The sequence below is a fragment of the [Micrococcus luteus] ATCC 49442 genome (assembly GCF_010367585.1).
Lineage (GTDB): Bacteria > Actinomycetota > Actinomycetes > Actinomycetales > Micrococcaceae > Arthrobacter > Arthrobacter luteus_A.
In genome coordinates, this window is record NZ_JAAAXP010000001.1 from 2508629 (window position 1) to 2527804 (window position 19176).

Consider the following 19176-nt stretch of genomic DNA (forward strand, 5'->3'; position numbering starts at 1 on the left):
TGCCATGACGTCTCAGCGCATTTCACAGGGCTTTGTTATTACGATGGCGGCCGCTGCGGCCGCGCTGCTGCTCACCGCCTGCGGTCCGGGCCAGGCGCAGCCGCAACCGCAGGGAACCACGGAACCGGGAACGAACTCCCCCAGCCCCTCCGCATCCCCGGCGCCGCCGCCCAGCGCGACGCCCCAGCCGTCGTCGACCACTGACGCAACAGCCGGGCCGCTCCTTTGCAAGGCTGCCACATTGTCCGCCGCCACTGACGCCACAGGCGGCGGGGCCGCGGGCAGCGTCTACATGACGCTCACTTTGACGAACACCGGTGCCGAGCCGTGCCTGTTGAAGGGGTACCCGGGCGTATCCCTGGCCGCGGACGCCAACGGCGCTCCCATCGGCGCCGCCGCGAAACGCGACGAATCAACACCTGTTGCGGATGTGCTCCTGGCCCCCGGCCAGGGCGGCAATGCCGTGCTCCGCTACACGCAGGCAGCCAACTACTCCGACTGCACGCTGACGCCCGCCGCCGGGTACCGGATCTACCCGCCGGAAGATACGGCCTCCCTGTTCCTGGCCCAGCCCACCCAGGCCTGCAGCAATGCAAACATCGAACTCCTGACCATCGGGGCCTTCCAGGCGGCCTAGCAGCCCAGGCTCTGGGCGAAGCCATCAATGATAAGTACACTTAGCTTCCATGACGTCCCTCTGGCTGGACCGCGAGAGTACCTTTAGCCCTGACCCTTTTCAGGCAGGAGCGAAATACGACACCGTGGTGGCCGGGGCCGGGCTCACCGGACTGGTCACAGCGCTGTTGCTGGCACGCTCCGGGCAGCAGGTGCTGGTGCTGGAAGCCCGCTACCCGGGCGCGGTGACCACCGGGAACACCACAGCCAAGGTCAGCCTGCTGCAGGGAACTGTTTTGGCCTCGTTGTCCCGGCAGTATCCGGACAAGCAGGTGAAAGCCTACGTCGAGGCGAACCGGGAGGGGCAGGCCTGGCTGCTGCGCTACCTCGACGAGAACGGGGTGCCGTACCAGCGCCGCACTGCGTATACCTACGCCACCACCGGTGACGGTGCCGAGCGGCTCCGCGAGGAACTGATCGCGGCAACCACCGCGGGGCTCAACGTGGAGTACGTGCGCGACGCCGGCCTCCCCTTCACCATCCAGGGCGCCCTGATGCTTGCCGGCCAGGCCCAGATCAACCCGATGGACGTGCTGGACACGCTGCTGGGTGACCTCCGTGCCCGCGGCGGCAGCGTGGTGAGTGGGGTCAGGCTCCGGGACGCCACCGGGAGGGGACCCCTCACGATCAAGACCGACCATGGCAATGTCACGGCTGACCACCTGGTGCTGGCAACCGGGATTCCGGTGCTGGACCGCGGCCTGTACTTCGCGAAACTCAAGCCGCAGCGCTCCTACGCGGCAGCACTGGAACTGCCAGCCGGGCTGACGCCGCCGCCGGGCATGTACCTCTCGGCAGAGCAGCCCACGCATTCGCTGCGGGACTACGAGGCCTCCGGGCGCAGGCTGCTGCTGGTAGGCGGACACGGGCATCACGTGGGGCGCACTGCCTCGGAAAAGTCCCACCTCACCGGCCTGCTCGACTGGGCGGGAACACACTTTCCCGGCGCCTCAACCACGCACACCTGGTCGGCCCAGGACTATCAGGCCACCAACCTCATGCCGTTCTTCGGCAAGCTGCCGCGGGGACGGGGACGGATACTATTCGGCACGGGCTACAACAAATGGGGCATGACCAACGCCGTCGCGGTTGCGCTCGGAATGTCAGCTGACATTCTGGGCGGACAGATCCCCTGGGCGGACACCATCCACCATCGCATTACTTCGCCAGCGGGCGCGTTGTCAGCCGTGGCGCTCAACGCCGGTGTGGCCGCGACTCTTGCCACCGGATGGGGAAAGCTGGCGTCGGATGGCACCACGCCACCGCCCGACGGCGCCGGTAAGGTGTATCGCGACGGTGCCCGGCCTGTGGCGGTGTCCACAGTCGGCGGCACCACGTGCAGGCTCTCCGCCGTCTGCACGCACCTGGGCGGAATCGTCCGCTGGAACGACAGCGAACTCACCTGGGACTGCCCGCTCCACGGCTCCCGGTTCGGCAGTGACGGGCAGCTCCTCGAAGGCCCCGCCACGAAGAACCTCCCGCCGGCAGCGAAGGGTTGATCTGTCCGGACGGGACCGGCAATCCCGGGCCCGGTGATGCGCCCGGCAGCGCTGTCAGTGGGGTAGGGCATGATGGAGGAATGCAGGAGAAGCTACCGCCGGGAGCCGGGCCGGACACCCTTCCCGGCACCGCCATGGGACGGTTCAGCCGGCCCACGCGCGACTGGTTCCTGGGTGCCTTTTCCGAGCCGACTCCGGCCCAGGACGGCGCCTGGAACGCCATTTCCTCCGGTTCCCATGCCCTGGTGGTCGCGCCCACCGGTTCCGGCAAAACGCTCGCTGCCTTCCTGTGGGCCCTTGACCGGCTGCTGGTTTCGGCGCCCGCCCCTGCGCCTGAACTGCCGGGGCTGGATGCACCGCCGGCAAAAGGCCGCCGGCCGCGGGCACCGAAACGCAAGACCCGTGTTCTGTACATCTCCCCGTTGAAAGCCCTTGGCGTGGACGTCGAGCGGAACCTGCGTGCGCCGCTGATCGGCATCACCCAGACGGCCAAACGGCTGGACCTGCCCGCCCCGCTCATTACCGTGGGGGTCCGGTCCGGTGACACCACGGCGGCCGACCGCCGCTCGCTGCTCAGCAACCCGCCGGACATCCTCATCACCACGCCGGAATCGCTGTTCCTGATGCTCACCTCCAGGGCACGGGAAACGCTCACCGAGGTGGACACCATCATCGTGGACGAAGTCCACGCCGTCGCAGGCACCAAGCGTGGCGCGCACCTGGCGGTTTCGCTGGAACGGCTCGACGCGCTGCTGCCGAAACCCGCCCAGCGGATTGGACTGTCTGCCACGGTGGAGCCCCGCGAGCTGGTAGCCCAGTTCCTGGCGGGTTCCGCGCCGGTAGAGATCGTGGCGCCCCCGTCGCGGAAGACCTGGGACCTGACCGTTTCCGTGCCTGTGGAGGACATGTCAGACCTCCAGGGTGCTGCGGGCGCCTTCGATTCGGGTCCGGCATCCGGGCTGCAGCCGCAGGCCTCGATCTGGCCGCACGTGGAAGAGAAGATCGTCGACCTGGTGCTGGCCAACCAGTCCACCATCGTGTTCGCCAACTCGCGCCGTCTTGCCGAGCGGCTGACGGCCCGGCTGAATGAGATCTACGCGGAGCGGCAGCTTGTGGCTGTGGGCGGGGGCTGGGACGCACCGGGCGCTGAGGGACCGGAACCGGGCTTGGCTGGTGTGCCCGCATTTACGGCCACGCCGGCCCACATGATGGCTCAGGCGGGCAGCACCTCGGGAGCCGATCCGTTGCTGGCCCGCGCCCACCATGGATCGGTGTCCAAGGACCAGCGGGCAATGATCGAGGATGACCTGAAGTCCGGCCGGCTGCGGTGTGTTGTGGCCACGTCCTCCCTGGAACTCGGCATCGACATGGGCGCTGTGGATCTGGTGGTGCAGGTGGAATCCCCGCCGTCGGTGGCCAGCGGCCTGCAGCGCGTGGGCCGTGCCGGTCACCAAGTAGGCGAGATTTCGCAGGGTGTGTTATTCCCCAAACACCGGGCGGACCTTGTACACACGGCCATAACCGTTGAGCGGATGTTGGAAGGGAAGATCGAGCGGCTCTTTGTCCCGGCCAATCCACTGGATATCCTCGCCCAGCAGACCGTAGCCGCAACAGCCCTGGGCAGCATCGATGTGGAGGAATGGTTCGCAACGGTCCGGCGGTCCGCGCCCTTCGCCTCGCTACCCCGGTCCGCGTTCGAGGCAACCCTGGACCTGCTGGCCGGCCGTTACCCTTCCGACGAATTCGCCGAACTGCGGCCACGGATCATCTGGGACCGCAATGCGGGCACCATTGAGGGCCGGCCCGGGGCCCAGCGCCTGGCTGTCACCTCCGGCGGCACCATTCCGGACCGCGGGTTATTCGGGGTCTACATCATCGGCACCGAAGCTGAGGGCTCGGCGTCGCCATCCGCTGACGGCAAACCTGCCGCGTCCCCTGCCAAGGGCGGCCGACGGGTGGGTGAGCTGGACGAGGAAATGGTCTACGAGTCCCGGGTGGGTGACGTTTTCGCCCTCGGCGCCACCAGCTGGAAAATTGAGGACATTACCCATGACCGTGTCCTGGTCTCCCCCGCCTTCGGCCAGCCCGGCAAGCTGCCGTTCTGGAAGGGCGACTCCCTGGGCAGGCCGGTGGACCTGGGCCGCGCCCTGGGTGCGTTCGTCCGCGAACTGTCAGCGTCCGACGTCGGGCCTGCCACCGAACGCTGTACGGCCAGCGGGCTGGACACCTTCGCCGCGAACAACCTCATCCAGTACCTCGGCGAGCAGAAGCTCGCCACCGAGGTGGTCCCCAGCGACACCACCCTGGTGGTGGAACGGTTCCACGACGAACTCGGCGACTGGCGGGTGATCCTCCACAGCCCGTTCGGCATGCCCGTGCACGCCCCGTGGGCACTCGCCGTCGGACAGCGCCTGCACCAGCGGTACGGCCTGGACGGCTCCGCCATGGCGGCGGACGACGGCATCGTGCTGCGGGTGCCCATGATGGAAGACGAACCGCCGGGAGCCGAGCTGTTCCTGTTCGATCCGGAGGAACTTGAGCAGATAGTCACCGCGGAAGTGGGCGGCAGCGCCCTGTTTGCTTCGCGGTTCCGGGAGTGCGCGGCGCGTGCCCTGCTGCTGCCCCGCCAGACTCCGGGCAAGCGGCAGCCGTTGTGGCAGCAGCGTCAGCGGTCTGCCCAGCTGCTCGATGTCGCGCGGAAGTACCCTACGTTCCCGATTGTGCTGGAGACAGTCCGTGAATGCCTCCAGGACGTGTATGACCTCCCGGCGCTGAAGGATATTGCAGCATCGGTGGAACGCCGCGAGCTGAGGATCGTCGAGACCACAACGCAGCAGCCGTCGCCGTTCGCCAAGTCCCTGCTGTTCGGGTATGTGGCGCAGTTCCTGTACGAAGGCGACTCGCCGCTGGCCGAACGCCGGGCCGCTGCCCTGGCCCTGGATTCGACGCTGCTGAATGAGCTGCTGGGGCGTGTGGAGCTCCGCGAACTGCTCGACGCGAAAGTCATCGACGCCACGGAGCTTGAATTGCAGCGGCTTGCGCCGGACCGCCGCGCCCGCGGGATGGAAGGCGTGGCGGACCTGCTCCGGCTGCTGGGTCCGCTGACGCCCGGCGAAGTCGCCGCCCGGCTGGACCCGGCAGTGGTTGAATCTGCGACGGCGGTTGCGCCCGCGACGGCGGTTGCGCCGCCCGAGGCCGAGGCGGGAGAGCCGGCTGTTCCGGTCGAAACTCCGCATGCTGATACCGCCCTGGCCGCGGCCCATCTGACTGCACTGCAGCGGGCCAACCGCGCCATCAAGGTCAACATCGGCGGCGCTGAGCGCTATGCCGCCGTGGAGGACGCCGCACGGCTGCGGGATGCCATCGGTGTACCGCTGCCTATGGGCGTGCCGCTCGCCTTTATCGAACCGGTGGCGGATCCCCTTGGCGACCTCGTTTCCCGCTATGCACGCACGCACGGACCGTTCACAGCAGCGGAAGCCGCTGCACGGCTGGGCCTGGGCGTCGCGGTGGTCGGCACTGCATTGAAGCGGCTCGCGGCGGACGGCCGCGTGGTGGAGGGCGAGTTCCGGCCGCACGTCGTACCGCCCGAAATGCAGGCGCCCGAAAGTCAGGCGCCCGAAAGCCCGGCATCGGGAATGGGAACCGGAACGGACCACGAACCACCACAGCCGGTCCCCCGGGAACCCCGCCTCCAGGACCAGCAGCAGCCCGCAACCACCAGCGAATGGTGTGACGCCGAAGTTCTTCGCAAGCTCCGCCGTCGTTCGCTGGCGGCTCTGCGCGCCGAAGTGGAACCGGTGGATGCGGCCGCCTATGGCCGTTTCCTCCCCGCCTGGCAGAATGTCCGGACTCCCGGTTCGGGGCGCGGCCAGCCGTCGTTGCGCGGGCTGGACGGAATTGTCACAGCGATCGACCAACTGTCCGGTGTTCCTGTGCCGGCCTCGGCCTGGGAGCCGCTGATTCTGGCGAGCAGGGTGTCCAACTACCAGCCCGCCATGCTGGACGAGCTCATGGCTGCGGGCGAAGTCCTCTGGTCCGGGGCGGGCGCACTTCCCGGCAACGATGGCTGGGTCAGCATGCATCTGGCCGATTCCGCCGACCTGACGTTGAATCCCGCCATCGAATACGAGCCGGGGGACGCTCAGCAACGGCTCCTCGACCACCTCCGGAACAACGGCGGCGGCTACTTCTTCCGGCAGCTGACGGACGTCGCGGGCGGAATGGACTCGGTGCTAAGTGACCAGGACGTGGTCTCAGCGCTGTGGGACCTGGCCTGGGCGGGGCGGATTACCGGAGATACATTTGCTCCGGTGCGCGCCCTGATCGCCGGCGGCCACACTGCCCACCGCCAGGTGGCACGGGCACCACGGTCGCGCGCACCCAGATTGAGCAGGCTTGGCCGTTCCCACGGCACCGGGCTCCTGGGCTCGTCGGGTTCGGGCTCACCGGGGCTCAGCGGCGGACGGTACGGCTCGTCTTCGGGTGCGGCGGCCACTCCGCCGATGGCTGCCGGGCGGTGGTCGGCACTGCCCTTGCCGGAGCTGGATGCCACCATTCATGCGCGTGCCACCGCGGAATTGCTGTTGGACCGCTACGGCGTGGTGACCCGGGGATCGGTCATGGCAGAACAGATCCTGGGGGGCTTCGGGCTGATGTACAAGGTCCTGGCCCGGCTGGAGGAAGCGGGCCGGTGCCGCCGCGGGTATTTTATCGAGCATCTAGGCGCGGCCCAGTTCGCCGTCCCGGCCACCGTGGACCGGCTGCGGTCCTACTCCGAGGACAGCCAGCTCGCGAAGCCCGAGCCCGTTGCACTGGCCCTCGCGGCCACCGATCCGGCGAACCCATACGGTGCGGCACTTCCCTGGCCGGCCCTCAGCGAGGAGGCCGGCACCGGCCACCGCCCGGGACGGAAGGCAGGTGCCCTGGTGGTGCTCGTGGACGGTGCCTTGATCCTCTATGTGGAACGTGGCGGCAAGACGTTGCTGGCCTTCAGCGGGGACGAGGCCATCCTGTCGGCCGCCGGCGCCGCGCTGGTGGGTGTGGTCACCCGCGGGGCCGTGGACAAGCTGATCATGGAGAAGGTCAACGGCCACGACATCCTCGATACCGCGGTGGCCAAAGCACTGGCGGCCGCCGGCGCCTACTCCACACCGAAGGGGCTGAGGATCCGTGCCTAAGCGACACATGACCACCTCGAGGAAAGCGGGGATCCGTGCCTGAGGGTGACTCAGTCTGGCGCGCCGCCTCGCAACTGCACAAGGCGCTGGCAGGGCAAACGCTCACCGGCTCGGATTTCAGGGTGCCCCGTTTTGCCACCCTCAACCTTGCCGGCTGGACCATGACCGAGGTTGTGCCGCGCGGCAAACACCTCCTCATGCGGGTCGAGGGACCTGATCAGCGTAAACTCACCATCCATTCGCACCTGAAAATGGAGGGCGCCTGGCAGGTCTATCCACCCGGCGGACGCTGGCGGAAGCCAGGATTTACCGCACGGTGCGTGCTGCGGACCGCGGTGGCGGACGCCGTCGGATTCTCGTTGGGAATTGTGGAGGTGGTCCGCACCGAAGACGAGGACAGGATTGTGGGTCATCTGGGCCCGGACCTGCTCGGTCCGGACTGGAATCCGGACGAAGCGGAACGAAGGATCCGTTCGGCCCCCGACGTCCCCATCGGCGTCGCTCTGCTCGACCAGCGCAACCTCGCGGGCATCGGCAACATCTACCGCTGCGAGACCTGTTTCCTGTCAGGCGTCCATCCGGCGTCACCCAGCTCGGCCGTCGCCGATCTTCAAGCGATGATGACCGATGCGAAGCAACTGCTGGAAGCCAACCTCGGCCCGGGCAGGCGGGTCACCATCCTGAACCCGCGCGGGATGCCCGTGGGAATGATGGCAGGGCGCCCCGGTTACTGGGTATACCGGCGCGAACACCAACCCTGCCTGAAATGCGGCACACCCATCCGGCGGGCTGCGCTGGGGAAGCTCAACGGCGACGAAGAGCGGGACATCTACTTCTGCCCCCAGTGCCAGCCGCTGCTGGACTAAGGGCGAAGGGCGGTTGGCTCCAGCGGCTCGGACTCCAGGGACTGTGGCTCGCCTGCGCCCTTCACCGACTCAGGCGCCACAACGCCGTCCTGGACTGCGGACGGGATCATAAACCACGGCAGCATCAGCTGGACCAACGGCCCTATGGCCAGGGCATAGACCACCGTTCCCACCCCGACGGATCCGCCCAGCAGCCATCCGATGCCGAGCACCACCACTTCGATCAGCGTGCGCGCGATCCGCACGGACCAACCAGTGCGGCGAGCGAGGCCGGTCATCAGTCCGTCGCGGGCGCCGGGGCCAAAGCGGGCGCCAATGTAACAGGCCGACGCGATGCCATTGAGGACCACAGCACCACCGAGCATCGCAATCTGGCCACCAAGGTGTGAGAACGCGGGGATCAGCGCCAGCCCGACGTCGGCGAACACCCCCACCAGGACAGCGTTGGCCAGTGTTCCGAAACCGGGCTTCTGCCGCAGCGGAATCCACAGCAACAACACGAGGAAACTCACGGCCACCACGACCGTGCCGATACTGAACCCGCTCAAACCGGCCAGTCCCTGGTGGAAGACATCCCAAGGGTCCAGCCCGAGGCCGGCGCGGATGAACATGGCCAGAGAGATGCCATAGATGGCCAGGCCGACAAAAAGCTGGAGGAGTCTGCGGGATAACATAGCGATCACTTTGCCAGAAAACTGGCATTGAATTACATAGCCAGTCTGAGATACTGGCTATGTGTCCGCTTCACTGAGTCCGCTTGCACTGGCCCGCCTCCTGGGCGCGTGGCACCTCGGCGCCGCGCCGGCGTACCGCGAGCTCGCCGACGTCGTACGCCTTTTGATCATGGACGGCCGCATCCCGCTGGAGGTCGCGCTGCCAAGCGAGCGCGCACTGGCCCGGGTTTTGGGCCTGAGCCGGACAACTGTCACCGCCGCTTATGCGGCGCTGCGGGAGCAAGGATTCCTCAGCGGGGGCCAAGGCAGCCGCGGCCGGACCGGCATTCCGCACCGCACCGTGCCGGTCAGTGCGCCCGGAGTTGCCCTGCCTGACGGAATCCTGGACCTGGCCTACGCCTCGCTTCCCGCCACCGGCGAGGTGGTGCATCGCGCGTTTGCGGATGCCTTGTCGGACCTGCCGGCCCTACTGCCCGGTTTCGGCTACGACGCAGTGGGGTTTCCCGCACTCCGGGAAGCCATCGCGGACCGCTACACCGCCGCGGGTGTGCCCACAGCGCCCAGCCAGATCCTGGTGACCTCCGGCGCGCAGCACGCCCTGAACATCGTGTTGCGGACCCTCGCCGGCCGGCAGCACAAAGTCCTGGTGGACCATCCCACCTACCCCAACGCGCTTGACGCCATCCGCGCCTCCGGCTCGCGGATCATTCCCGTGCCGCTGCCGCCGGCCACTAGTGCGGGGGCGCCGTCGGCTGCCGTGGAGGCGGCAACCCCCGGTTGGGACATGGACATGATGGTGGCCGCGCTGCAGGAGCAACGCCCCGCCATGGCATACGTGGTCCCGGACTTCCACAACCCCACGGGCCGGCTGATGTCCGATCTCCAGCGCCGCCGGCTGGTGCGCGCTGCCGCGGCGGCCGGCACGGTACTCGTGGTGGACGAGACGCTGCGGGAGTTGAACCTCGACGGCGGAACCACCTCGCCACTGGCAGCCTTCGGTCCCGCCGTGGTGTCCATCGGATCGCTCAGCAAATCCCACTGGGCGGGCCTGCGTACCGGCTGGATCCGTGCCGAGGAAGACCTCTTGGGCCGCTTTATTGCCACCCGGACCACCATGGACCTGGGCGGGCCGGTGGTTGAACAGTTGGCCGCGGCAGGGATGGTGCGGTCCCTGGACGAGCCGCTCGGCGCACGGCTTGCCACGCTGCGCGGGAACCGGGCGGTTCTACTGGACCTGCTGGCCGAGCACCTGCCGGACTGGCGGCCCGAGCGGCCGGCCGGTGGCCTCACGGTCTGGTGCCGGCTGCCCACTGCAGCGAGCACTGCACTCACCGTCATCGCGCCCGAGTTCGGCATCCGCCTGGCCGCCGGACCCCGGTTCGGCGCGGGCGGGGCATTTGAGCAGTATCTGCGGGTGCCGTTTACGCTGCCGTCGGACAAGCTCGAGAAGGCGGTCCGGGCGCTGCGCTCAGCCCAGGACAGGCTCGACGCCGCCCCGCAGCTCCGCCGGACCCTGACGGACGCCCCGGCTGTCGCCATCGCCTGAGCATGCGACCGAGCGGACGCCGGGCCTGCGACACGGCAACGGCCCAGTGACACAGGAACGGCCTGACGACACCCAGATTCGGGTGTCCCCAAGCCGCTTGCGCGTCACCGGGGAAGATGCGCGTCCCTAAGCGAAGCCGCCTACGCGTAGACCTTCGCAAGGAACCCGCCCCAGGCCTTGGCCGTGGTCTCGGAGTCGCCGCTGCCGCTGAAGTCGTGCACCGTCATGCCCACCGGCGCACCGAAGGCGTTACGGCCGAAGAACCGATACATCGTGTCCGCGGTCCGCAGCCCCAGGAAGTTCTCATTGGCGAAGTCCACTTCCCCGGTAAGCCGCCCCACGCCGTCGAGCGTCACATCCACTGGCGAACCCTGCGCCGCAGCCTCAACGCCGAGCGCCTTCTTCAGCCGCTCAAACCCGTCCGGGGTCTGCGAGGCCGCCGGCGCCTGAATGTCCGTGAACACCACCGGTTTGCCGTCGAAGTGAGCCAGATACTGGCCGAGGGTGTGCAGGTAGAACGCGGTGTGCTTGCTGGCGCCGTCGTACTGCCCGTCCCAGTTGTCGGCGAAGATCCCGCTGTGCACATAGTGGAGCTTGGCGCGGCCACCCTCGAGCGGCTCGAGGACATGCTCCAGCTGGTTGAACCAGCCATCCGGGCCGTCCATCCGGGAAACGAGGTGGGTGGGGAATTCCTGCACGGTTTTGACGTCCGGCCACTGGTCGGTGGGGAACAACCACGCCGGCGTGCCGCTGGTCACCGCCTCCCAGACGCGCTCGGGAGTGCCCGGCAGCTCGGTGTCGTAGACGATCTCAAATTCGCGTTTGTCAGTCATTGTCCTGCTCCTTCGCTGAAAGGGTCTTGAGTGCGGGGTGAAGCGCGACGACGAGCCGGTGCTTCCGCCCGCCGCCCGCGCTCCCCCGCGGGGCGCCGCCGTCGTGATACCTGTCCACCAGCCGGGTCACCGCTACGCCGAGCTCCTCGGCAAAAGCGGCCCTGTCGGCGGCGGTGCGGAACGTAATCTCGCCGTCGATAGCGAACGTGGCGAGCTTTTGCCGGGCGGCTGCGGCACCGGCGATCAGCTTGCCCACCTCCTGGACCATCCGGCCGGCGAGTGCCAGCAGCCAGAAGGCGGAGAAGCGGTCGGAGAACCGGTGCGGGTCCGGTGCCACCGATGCGAGGGCCACGGGTGAGATCAGGTAGGAGGCCGCCGTCGCCTGGAGGACGCGTTCGGTGACGTTGCCCTTGCGGCGCTCCTCCACCAGCTCCACCAGCCCGTGCCGTTCGAGGGCCTTCAGGTGATAGTTGACCTTCTGCCGCGGCAGGCCCACCTTGGCCGCAAGCTGTGTGGCCGATCCCGGCTCCGCCAGCTCCCGGAGGATGCGGGTGCGGATCGGATCCAGCGACGCTTCCGCCGCGGCCGGGTCCTCGATCACTTCGATGTCCAACATGTCTCCATCATGCCAACCGACAACTTTTATTGTCAAGAACTTTTTTCCCGTCGGTGGAATCTTATCGGGGAGGCCCGCTCTACGTCGCGGGTCCGACCGGGGCGCAGAGCAGGCCCCGCGCCGCAAAGTAGAATGGACCGGTGATGCAATCCCCCCTCCCCGTGCGCGACGGCGTCAACGCCACCCGCCTGCGCCTCCCGGACGAGGGGCCGTGGACCACCGCGATGGACTACATGATGCACCGCTGGGGGCACATCGATCCGCAGGGCATCGAGGACAGGTTCGACGCCGGCGAGATCGTTGGCGAGGGCGGCATCCCCCTTGACCGGGCCACGAAGCTCGATGACCACACCTTCATCTGGTACTACCGCACACTGCCGCCGGAGACCCGCATCCCCGTGGACATCAGCATCCTCCACCAGGACGAGCACCTGCTGGTGGTGGACAAGCCGCACTTCCTGCCCACCACCCCCGGCGGCACCTACATCCAGGAGTCCGCTCTGGTCCGGCTGCGGAACCAGCTGGACCTGCCGGACCTGATTCCCATGCACCGCCTGGACCGGATGACGGCCGGCGTGCTGCTGCTGTCCACGAATCCCGAGACCCGCGGCAGGTACCAGGTGCTCTTCGAAAAGCGGCAGGTGCAGAAGGAATACGAATGCGTTTCCGCAGCCGAGCCCGCTGACGGCTACCCCGCCGTCGACTACCCCGTAGTGGTCCGCAACCGGATGACCAAGTCGCGCAGCTACCTGCTGGCCGAGGTCATTGACGGGGAGCCGAACGCGGAGACCCGCATCGAACGGCTGGAAACGTTCGACGGCAGCGCGTCCGTGGGTGCCGTCGCCACCAATGCTGCGCCCCGGCTCGCGCGGTACCGGCTGGAGCCGCACTCCGGAAAGACGCACCAGCTGAGGGTGCACATGGCCTCGCTGGGCCTTGGCATCGTCAACGATTCCTTTTATCCCGACCTGTTGGACAAGGCGCCGGACGACTACACCAAACCGCTGCAGCTCCTGGCCCGCGGCATCCGTTTCGTGGACCCGATCAGCAACCAGCCGGTGGAATACCGCAGCAGCCTGGAACTCAGCGAAGCTGTCAAACGCCCCGGCCCTCAAACACCGCGCTGAAGTCTTCCTCCATCCCGGCGCTGAACAGCACGAACTCCACCGCCTCGAGTGCGCTGGAAGGATGCGAGGCACCAAAGCCGTTAACGGCGTCGTACGCGGCCTCTGCCACCTGCCGGCCGGCCCAGCCGTAAACGCCGCCGCCCACCGCCGGAAACGCGACCGACGCGGCGCTGAGCGAATCCGCCAGCCGCAGGCTTTCACTGAAGCACGAGACGAGCAGCGCACGGTTGGTCTGCCCGGCACGGCGGTTCGGCCCCACAGTGTGGATGATCCAGCGGGCCGGGAGCCGGAACGCGGGAGTGGCTACGGCGGCACCCACTCCGAGCCCGTGCGGCAGCTCGGTCTCGCGCAGTGCGCGGCAGGCTGCCAACAGCTCGGGCCCGGCTGCCCGGTGGATGGCGCCGTCCACCCCGCCGCCGCCCAGCAGCGAGGAATTGGCCGCGTTCACAATCGCGTCCACGGCCCGGGTGGTGATGTCGGCCTGGAGAATATTGATCCGCATGTCGCCAGTTTCGCACGTACAGAGTTCCTGATAAACGGGGCCTGAATGAAAGCCATCCGGGGTGAAGGGCCCAGCGCCGTGCAAGCGCCCCATCCGGAGCGATTGTCACTTTGCTCACCAGGTTGTCACTATCCCTGCTTCCGGGCCCTGCCACTCAGGACGCTGGGATCATCCCTTCATTGGAGCATGCCCGCCGTTCAATAGATCCTGAGATGCAGACGGTTCAACTACCAGCAGATTCTCCCGATCAGTCAACGGCCCCCGACCGTGGCACCTCGTGACTAAACATGTTATTTTGCGTTTTTTTCAGAAATTATGGTGTGACAGCCTTTGAGTTGGGAGCTCAATAAACTATGCCTAGGATGGTGGTACCAGGCAGTAATGTCCGTAGATACTTTGTGAATTGCAGACAAGGAAAGCAGGGCGCCCGCTCATGGCGGACATTGAAGGCACGATGGTTATCCGCGCATGGGCCGAGCCGGCATCCAATAACCGGATTCGCGCACGTCTGATCTCCAGCAGGCCCGGCCAGACCGGGGAGTTCGTTGAGGCTGCAGGCGATTCAGACGAGGTTTTAAAGGCTGTCCAGCGTTGGCTCGATTCGCTGCAACCGGAAGACAGCAGCGCCAACGCCTAGCCGCCCTACCCCACGCAAAATTGGGCCCTACCCCACTTGATAGATGGCCCTACCCCCGTTACTAAAATGACTTGACATGACTTGGGCAAGTGCCACGATGGTAGCTGGGGGATGCGTGGAATCCGGCCGCTTGAGAGGGATAAGCATGACCGTTGCTCTCGCACAGGATTGGCACTTGAGTCTGCTGGGGGCTTGGCGGTTGCGCTGCGGCAGCAATACAGTGACGGTAGCCACCCGTGAGCAGCGGCTCATCGCGTGCGTGGGGCTGCTGGGCTGCCGCCATCGGAGTTTTTTGGCAGGCCTCCTGTGGCCGAAGAGCAGCGAAACGCAGGCAGCAGGAAACCTTCGCACCACAGTCTGGTGCATCTCCCATGCGTTCCCGCACCTCCTGCAGACCGGGCCCGACACGCTGGAACTGGAGGAATCGGTCTGTGTGGATGTCGCAGCCCTGCAGCGACGCGTCGCGCAGATGTACGCGCAGCCTGAAGCGCAGATCCCCGACAACTACCTGGACCATCTGAGCAAGGCCGAGCTGCTACCCGGCTGGTATGACGACTGGGTGATCTTCGAACAGGAGCGGCTCCGGCAAATGCGCCTCAGCGCCCTCGAACTGATGGCACGGCAGCATTTGGCGGCGGGTGAACCGGACAACGCAGTCATCGCGGCGCTGTCGGCGGCGAGCATCGAGCCCCTCAGGGAATCGGCGCACTTCCTGCTGGTTAAGGCCCATCTTGCCGCGGGAAACAGGGCAGCTGCAGTCCGTGCCTTCACGATGTTTGCCAGCCGGTTGGAAAGTGAACTTGGCGTCCTGCCCTCAAGCCAGCTGAGCGGGCTTGTTTCGGAATTCCGTCCGCGCGTCGGGCTGGTATCCGGCGGCATGTAAGGAGAGCAGGGACCCCCGGGCCGTCCCGCCACCCAAAGTGCGGTACTTTGTGGCCATGGACTTTGGCAACGCGGACAGCTGGGGGGCGGCGATCTATTTTTGGATCATCCCCGTGGTGCTCGGTGACGCCATCTTTCCGCCCGTCCCGTCCGAGATGGTGGTGATCACCGGCGGCGCGCTCTCCGCCGAGGGAAAGGCAAACTTTTTCCTCGTCGCAGCCCTGTCCGCGGCGGCGTCGTGGATCGGCGACATGGTGGTTTTCCAGCTCTTCAAGCGGCGGCTCAGCCATGTCCTTGACCGGTGGCGCTGGGGCAGGAAAATCCACCACGGCATCCACGATGCGATCGCCAAGGCGGGCCGCTCCTCCACTTATGGGGCCATCATCGGCGCCCGTTTCATCCCGGGCGGACGGCTGGCGACGTCGGCCGCAGCAGGTATTGCCGATGTGTCCGTCCGCGGCTTCAGCCTCTGCGCCGGGCTCGGTGCGGTTTTGTGGGCCAGCTGGCTTGTGGGCCTGGGCTACTTCACGGGATCGGCAACCAGGCTGCCGTTTTGGGCCAGTTCCCTCATCGGGGTGGGGCTGGGCCTGGTGATCGGCGCCGTCGTCGGAGTCATCGTCACGCGCCGCCGCGGCACCCGTTCCCCGGTCGACGAACCCCCGCCGGTGATTGAGCCCGCGCCCGGCGACTAAGCGACAGGTACGGCAGGGCTATACAGGTGCCCAGCGGCCGCGGTTGCGGCGCAGCACCATCAGTGAGCCGGTCAGCGCAACGCGTTCGACGGCGTCGCGCATCATCGCTGCCGATTCGCGCGCCTGCTGGTTCTCACCGGAGTATTCGGTCGCCTCCACGAGGAACCGGAGGTTCAGCTGCGGGACGCCCCCGGCGAGCTCGATCTGGTTGGCCTCCACATGGTGGCGGGTCTCCAAGGCCTCCACGGCCGCGGCCATCACCGCCTCCGGCGGGTTGCCGGGTTTCAGGCCGGTGATCTTCAGGCGGGTCTGGAACGAAGGCATGCCTTCAACCCTACCCATCGTCAGGCACCGGCTGGCCGACCACCTATGGACGCTCTCTCACTTAATGCGCCTTTTCGGCAATCGCTCTCTCGCTTTCTTTAAGAAAGTGAGAGAGCGACCGGGAAAAACCCACATCAAGTGAGAGAGCGTCCCGGGGGTGGTGGGGCGTTAGCCGGTGTTGCGCAGGCCGGCTGCCACCCCGTTGACCGTGATCAGCATGGCCCGCTGGAGTCGGTCGTCTATCTCGGCGTTGCTGATGCTTGATTCCTCGGAGCCTTCGTTCGCCCGGGCAGCCCGTACGCGGCGGAGGAGCTCCACCTGCAGGTAGCTGATGGGGTCAAGATACTGGTCGCGGATCTCGAGGGAACGCTTGAGCGTGGGCTGGGCGTCCAGGAGCGTGTTCTCACCAGTAAGGCTCTGGATCTCCCTGACCGTGAGCTCGTACTCCTCGCGGATGGTGCGGAAGATGCGGTGCAGTTCCTCAGGAACCAGGGTGGCCACGTAGTAGCCGGCGATGTCCAGGTCCGTCTTGGCAAGGGTCATCTCCACGTTGGAGAGGACAGAGCGGAAGAAATGCCAGTGCTCGATCATCTCGAGTAGCTGACCGGAGTGGCCGGCCTCGCGGGCCGCCTTCAGGCCCGAGCCGACACCGAACCAGCCCGGGACGATCTGCCGGGACTGGGTCCAGCCGAACACCCACGGGATGGCGCGCAGACCCTCGAGTCCGGCCCCGGAATCGGGACGCTTGGACGGGCGGGAGCCGATGTTCAGCGAACCGAGCTGCTCCACCGGGGTGGAAGCCATAAAGTACGCGGGCAGGTCGGGATCATCGATGAGCTTCCGGTACCGCTCAAAAGCGCCGTCGGAGATGGTCTCCATAACGTGGCCGTACCGTTCGCGCTGGTCGTCGGAGGTGCGCGGATCGCGGTGCAGCGCCGAGCCCTGGAGCACCGCGGCAAGCGAGAGCTCCAGGTTCTCCCGGGCAAGCTCCGGCAGGGAGTACTTGTCCGAGATGACCTCGCCCTGTTCGGTGAACTTGATTTCGCCTTCCAGGACCCCGTTGGGCTGGGCCATGATGGCGTCATAGGTGGGACCGCCACCGCGGCCCACGGAACCGCCGCGGCCGTGGAAGAGGCGGACCCGGACGCCGTGCTTGGCCGCGACGTCACGCAGGTTGCGCTGGGTCTTGTGGATCTCCCACTGGCTGGTCATCACACCGGATTCCTTATTCGAGTCCGAATAGCCGAGCATGATCTCCTGGACGTCGCCGCGCAGCCGGACCAGGTCGCGGTAGGACGGGACGGACAGCAACTGGTCCACGATCTCAGCCGAGGCCCGCAGTTCTTCCACTGTTTCCAGCAGCGGCGCGAACCCGATCTTTGCGTACGGCGAGGCGCCAAAGAGATTGATCAGGCCGGCTTCGCGGGCCAGGACCGCCGCGGCCAGCACGTCGTCAGCGCCGCGGGTCATGGAAATGATGTAGGTTTCGACGACGTCCGGACCGTAAGTGCGCAGGGCGCGGCGGATCTCACGGAAGACGTCGTACGTTCCGTCAGCGACGCCGTCGAGCTTAATCGGGTGGCCGGACAGCGGCCGGCGGGAAGCGAGCTCAGATCCCAGCACCTCGAAGCGTTCCGCCCGGCTCAGTTCCGCGTAGCGGAGGCCCGGGCCACCGAGCCTGTCCATCAGCTGGCCGACGGCGTCGTGGTGGTGGTCGGCGTGCTCGCGGATATCCAGGGTGGCCAGGTGCAGGCCGAACGATGCGACGGCGCGGCGGACGCGGGCCAGCGCACCGTCCGCGGCGAGCGATGCCGAGTGGTTTCGCAGCGACAGCTCCAGCAGTTCCAGGTCCGTCAGCAGCTCGCCGGTGGAAAAGTAGTCGCGGCCGTGTTCATGGCTGGAATCCACTGCCACGCGCTTGCCGGTGTTGATGAGCTTGGCCTTAATACACGTGAGCTTAAGGCGGTAGGGCTCCTGGGCGTTAAGTTCCAGGACACGGCGGTCCAGGCCCGGAAGATTTTTCAGGTCCACCTCGATCGAGTCCAGCAGGCCCTGGTCCGCCCCGGCCAGCGACGTGGAGTTGGACAGGATGGAGATCAGTTCGTCCATCATGGCGATGCTGATGCGGACGGCGTGCTGGTTCTGGAGCTGCAGGATCTCCCTGGTGACCGCAGCCGTGACGTTCGGGTTGCCGTCGCGGTCGCCGCCGATCCAGGAGCCAAACCGGATGGGGGCGTCCTGCGACGAGAGGCTGACGCCGTGCTCGCCCAGCAGTTCTGAGAAGTCAGACAGCATCTCGGGCATGGCGTCGGTCAGGATGCCGGAGAGGTAGTAGATCGCGTTGCGGGCTTCGTCCACCGGAGTGGGCCGCACTTGGCGCAGCTCGTCCGTCTGCCACATCTGGTCGATGACCTCCGACAGCTGACGGTCCTGGCGGCGGCGGGCCGTGGTGCCTTCCTTGGTGGATTCTGACAGCACATCGGAGAGCTTGCGGATCTTGTCCAGCACCGAACGGCGCGAGGCCTCGGTGGGATGGGCGGTGAAGATGGGGCGGACGTCCAGCCCGTTCACCACTTCCTGGAGCCGTCCGGGTCCTGCCTGCGCTACGATCTCGGCCACGGCTTTGGCCAGCCAGCCGTCTTTTTCCTCCCGGGTCCGCAGGGTGCGGACCCGGTGGACCTGCTCAGCTGCGTTGGCCAGGTGGAAGTAGAAGGCGAACGCGCGCACCAGGTCGGTTGCCTGCTCAATCGGCAGGGAGCCCAGAAGTTCGCGGACCTGTTCGACGACGTCGTGCGCGCTCCAGGGCCCGGTGGCATCAGCTCCCCCGCGGGCTGCTTCCTTGGACTCCTTGGTGAGGAGTCGGACCTGCTCCACGAGGTTGAGGAGCTCAGGGCCGTGCTGGCGCACCAGGGATTCGCCCAGCAAGGAGGTGACACGACGGACGTCGGCCCTCAGTTCAGAGGCGAGATCGGTTGTGGGATTCACTGCAGTGTTAGCCATGGAAACTGTCTTTCGAGGGTTCGGGACCTGGCTCGTACACTGCGCTGGATACTGTGAGCCGCGTTACTACCTACCGATGCTACCCGTCCCGCACGGCGAAGGGGGAATCCGTCTCAGATCATG

Annotated in this window: 15 protein-coding genes; 9 read left to right on the forward strand and 6 right to left on the reverse strand. The window is 66.9% G+C overall.

The window, feature by feature from the left end:
• Positions 1 to 4: 4 nt before the first annotated feature.
• The 4 genes from GUV69_RS11330 (at position 5) to GUV69_RS11345 (ending at position 8220) form a co-directional block, all read left to right on the forward strand.
• Complete coding sequence (locus GUV69_RS11330; protein ID WP_164202386.1) at positions 5 to 637, forward strand: DUF4232 domain-containing protein; 633 nt, start codon at positions 5 to 7, stop codon at positions 635 to 637.
• A 49-nt stretch (positions 638 to 686) separates the two neighbouring features.
• Positions 687 to 2174: an FAD-dependent oxidoreductase gene (locus GUV69_RS11335; protein WP_164202388.1), complete on the forward strand. Its 1488-nt coding sequence runs from the start codon at positions 687 to 689 to the stop codon at positions 2172 to 2174.
• 80 nt (positions 2175 to 2254) lie between these two features.
• Positions 2255 to 7354 (forward strand): DNA glycosylase AlkZ-like family protein, encoded by a 5100-nt coding sequence (locus tag GUV69_RS11340; RefSeq protein ID WP_164202390.1) that lies wholly within the window; start codon positions 2255 to 2257, stop codon positions 7352 to 7354.
• A gap of 35 nt (positions 7355 to 7389) precedes the next feature.
• A complete protein-coding gene (locus GUV69_RS11345) occupies positions 7390 to 8220 on the forward strand; it encodes an Fpg/Nei family DNA glycosylase (RefSeq protein WP_164202392.1) in 831 nt (276 codons plus the stop codon).
• Here the strand turns inward: GUV69_RS11345 and yczE are convergent.
• Positions 8217 to 8894, reverse strand: a complete 678-nt coding sequence (gene yczE, locus GUV69_RS11350) for a membrane protein YczE (RefSeq protein WP_244292700.1) — start codon at positions 8892 to 8894, stop codon at positions 8217 to 8219. The genes GUV69_RS11345 and yczE overlap by 4 nt on opposite strands.
• Before the next feature lie 61 nt (positions 8895 to 8955).
• Between yczE and yczR the strand changes: the two genes are divergently transcribed.
• A complete protein-coding gene (gene yczR / locus GUV69_RS11355; RefSeq protein WP_164202394.1) occupies positions 8956 to 10440 on the forward strand; it encodes a MocR-like transcription factor YczR in 1485 nt (494 codons plus the stop codon).
• A 140-nt stretch (positions 10441 to 10580) separates the two neighbouring features.
• On the opposite strand, the gene GUV69_RS11360 is transcribed toward yczR, so the two are convergent.
• Both GUV69_RS11360 and GUV69_RS11365 read right to left on the reverse strand, forming a co-directional pair.
• The gene (locus GUV69_RS11360) at positions 10581 to 11273 is read right to left on the reverse strand and encodes an SRPBCC family protein (RefSeq protein WP_164202396.1); all 693 of its coding nucleotides are present in this window, start codon (positions 11271 to 11273) and stop codon (positions 10581 to 10583) included.
• On the reverse strand, positions 11266 to 11889 hold the full coding sequence (locus GUV69_RS11365; protein ID WP_164202398.1) for a winged helix-turn-helix domain-containing protein: 624 nt from the start codon (positions 11887 to 11889) through the stop codon (positions 11266 to 11268). Before GUV69_RS11365 ends, GUV69_RS11360 begins: the two co-directional genes overlap by 8 nt.
• Before the next feature lie 143 nt (positions 11890 to 12032).
• On the opposite strand from GUV69_RS11365, the gene GUV69_RS11370 reads away from it, so the two are divergent.
• The gene (locus GUV69_RS11370; RefSeq protein WP_164206469.1) at positions 12033 to 13016 is read left to right on the forward strand and encodes an RluA family pseudouridine synthase; all 984 of its coding nucleotides are present in this window, start codon (positions 12033 to 12035) and stop codon (positions 13014 to 13016) included.
• Here the strand turns inward: GUV69_RS11370 and GUV69_RS11375 are convergent.
• Positions 12985 to 13518: an O-acetyl-ADP-ribose deacetylase gene (locus GUV69_RS11375; protein ID WP_164202400.1), complete on the reverse strand. Its 534-nt coding sequence runs from the start codon at positions 13516 to 13518 to the stop codon at positions 12985 to 12987. The two genes, GUV69_RS11370 and GUV69_RS11375, sit on opposite strands and share 32 nt — an antisense overlap.
• A gap of 433 nt (positions 13519 to 13951) precedes the next feature.
• Between GUV69_RS11375 and GUV69_RS11380 the strand changes: the two genes are divergently transcribed.
• The 3 genes from GUV69_RS11380 to GUV69_RS11390 all read left to right on the forward strand — a co-directional run bounded on the left by GUV69_RS11380 (position 13952) and on the right by GUV69_RS11390 (position 15729).
• Positions 13952 to 14155, forward strand: a complete 204-nt coding sequence (locus GUV69_RS11380) for a hypothetical protein (protein ID WP_164202402.1) — start codon at positions 13952 to 13954, stop codon at positions 14153 to 14155.
• 220 nt (positions 14156 to 14375) lie between these two features.
• Complete coding sequence (locus GUV69_RS11385) at positions 14376 to 15038, forward strand: AfsR/SARP family transcriptional regulator (RefSeq protein WP_164202403.1); 663 nt, start codon at positions 14376 to 14378, stop codon at positions 15036 to 15038.
• Between the two features lie 55 nt (positions 15039 to 15093).
• Complete coding sequence (locus GUV69_RS11390) at positions 15094 to 15729, forward strand: DedA family protein (protein WP_164202405.1); 636 nt, start codon at positions 15094 to 15096, stop codon at positions 15727 to 15729.
• A gap of 18 nt (positions 15730 to 15747) precedes the next feature.
• Here the strand turns inward: GUV69_RS11390 and GUV69_RS11395 are convergent, their stop codons facing one another.
• Positions 15748 to 16053 (reverse strand): hypothetical protein, encoded by a 306-nt coding sequence (locus tag GUV69_RS11395; protein WP_164202407.1) that lies wholly within the window; start codon positions 16051 to 16053, stop codon positions 15748 to 15750.
• 168 nt (positions 16054 to 16221) lie between these two features.
• On the reverse strand, positions 16222 to 19053 hold the full coding sequence (ppc, locus tag GUV69_RS11400) for a phosphoenolpyruvate carboxylase (RefSeq protein WP_164202409.1): 2832 nt from the start codon (positions 19051 to 19053) through the stop codon (positions 16222 to 16224).
• Positions 19054 to 19176 lie beyond the last annotated feature (123 nt).

Excerpts from the sequence above, each read along its gene's own strand:
- GUV69_RS11330 (WP_164202386.1), top strand. The coding sequence starts at position 5 with ATGACGTCTCAGCGCATTTCACAGGGCTTTGTTATTACGATGGCGGCC.
- GUV69_RS11335 (WP_164202388.1), top strand. The coding sequence starts at position 687 with ATGACGTCCCTCTGGCTGGACCGCGAGAGTACCTTTAGCCCTGACCCT.
- GUV69_RS11340 (WP_164202390.1), top strand. The coding sequence starts at position 2,255 with ATGCAGGAGAAGCTACCGCCGGGAGCCGGGCCGGACACCCTTCCCGGC.
- yczE (WP_244292700.1), bottom strand. The coding sequence starts at position 8,894 with ATGTTATCCCGCAGACTCCTCCAGCTTTTTGTCGGCCTGGCCATCTAT.
- GUV69_RS11360 (WP_164202396.1), bottom strand. The coding sequence starts at position 11,273 with ATGACTGACAAACGCGAATTTGAGATCGTCTACGACACCGAGCTGCCG.
- GUV69_RS11365 (WP_164202398.1), bottom strand. The coding sequence starts at position 11,889 with ATGTTGGACATCGAAGTGATCGAGGACCCGGCCGCGGCGGAAGCGTCG.
- GUV69_RS11370 (WP_164206469.1), top strand. The coding sequence starts at position 12,033 with ATGCAATCCCCCCTCCCCGTGCGCGACGGCGTCAACGCCACCCGCCTG.
- GUV69_RS11375 (WP_164202400.1), bottom strand. The coding sequence starts at position 13,518 with ATGCGGATCAATATTCTCCAGGCCGACATCACCACCCGGGCCGTGGAC.
- GUV69_RS11380 (WP_164202402.1), top strand. The coding sequence starts at position 13,952 with ATGGCGGACATTGAAGGCACGATGGTTATCCGCGCATGGGCCGAGCCG.
- GUV69_RS11390 (WP_164202405.1), top strand. The coding sequence starts at position 15,094 with ATGGACTTTGGCAACGCGGACAGCTGGGGGGCGGCGATCTATTTTTGG.
- GUV69_RS11395 (WP_164202407.1), bottom strand. The coding sequence starts at position 16,053 with ATGCCTTCGTTCCAGACCCGCCTGAAGATCACCGGCCTGAAACCCGGC.
- ppc (WP_164202409.1), bottom strand. The coding sequence starts at position 19,053 with ATGGCTAACACTGCAGTGAATCCCACAACCGATCTCGCCTCTGAACTG.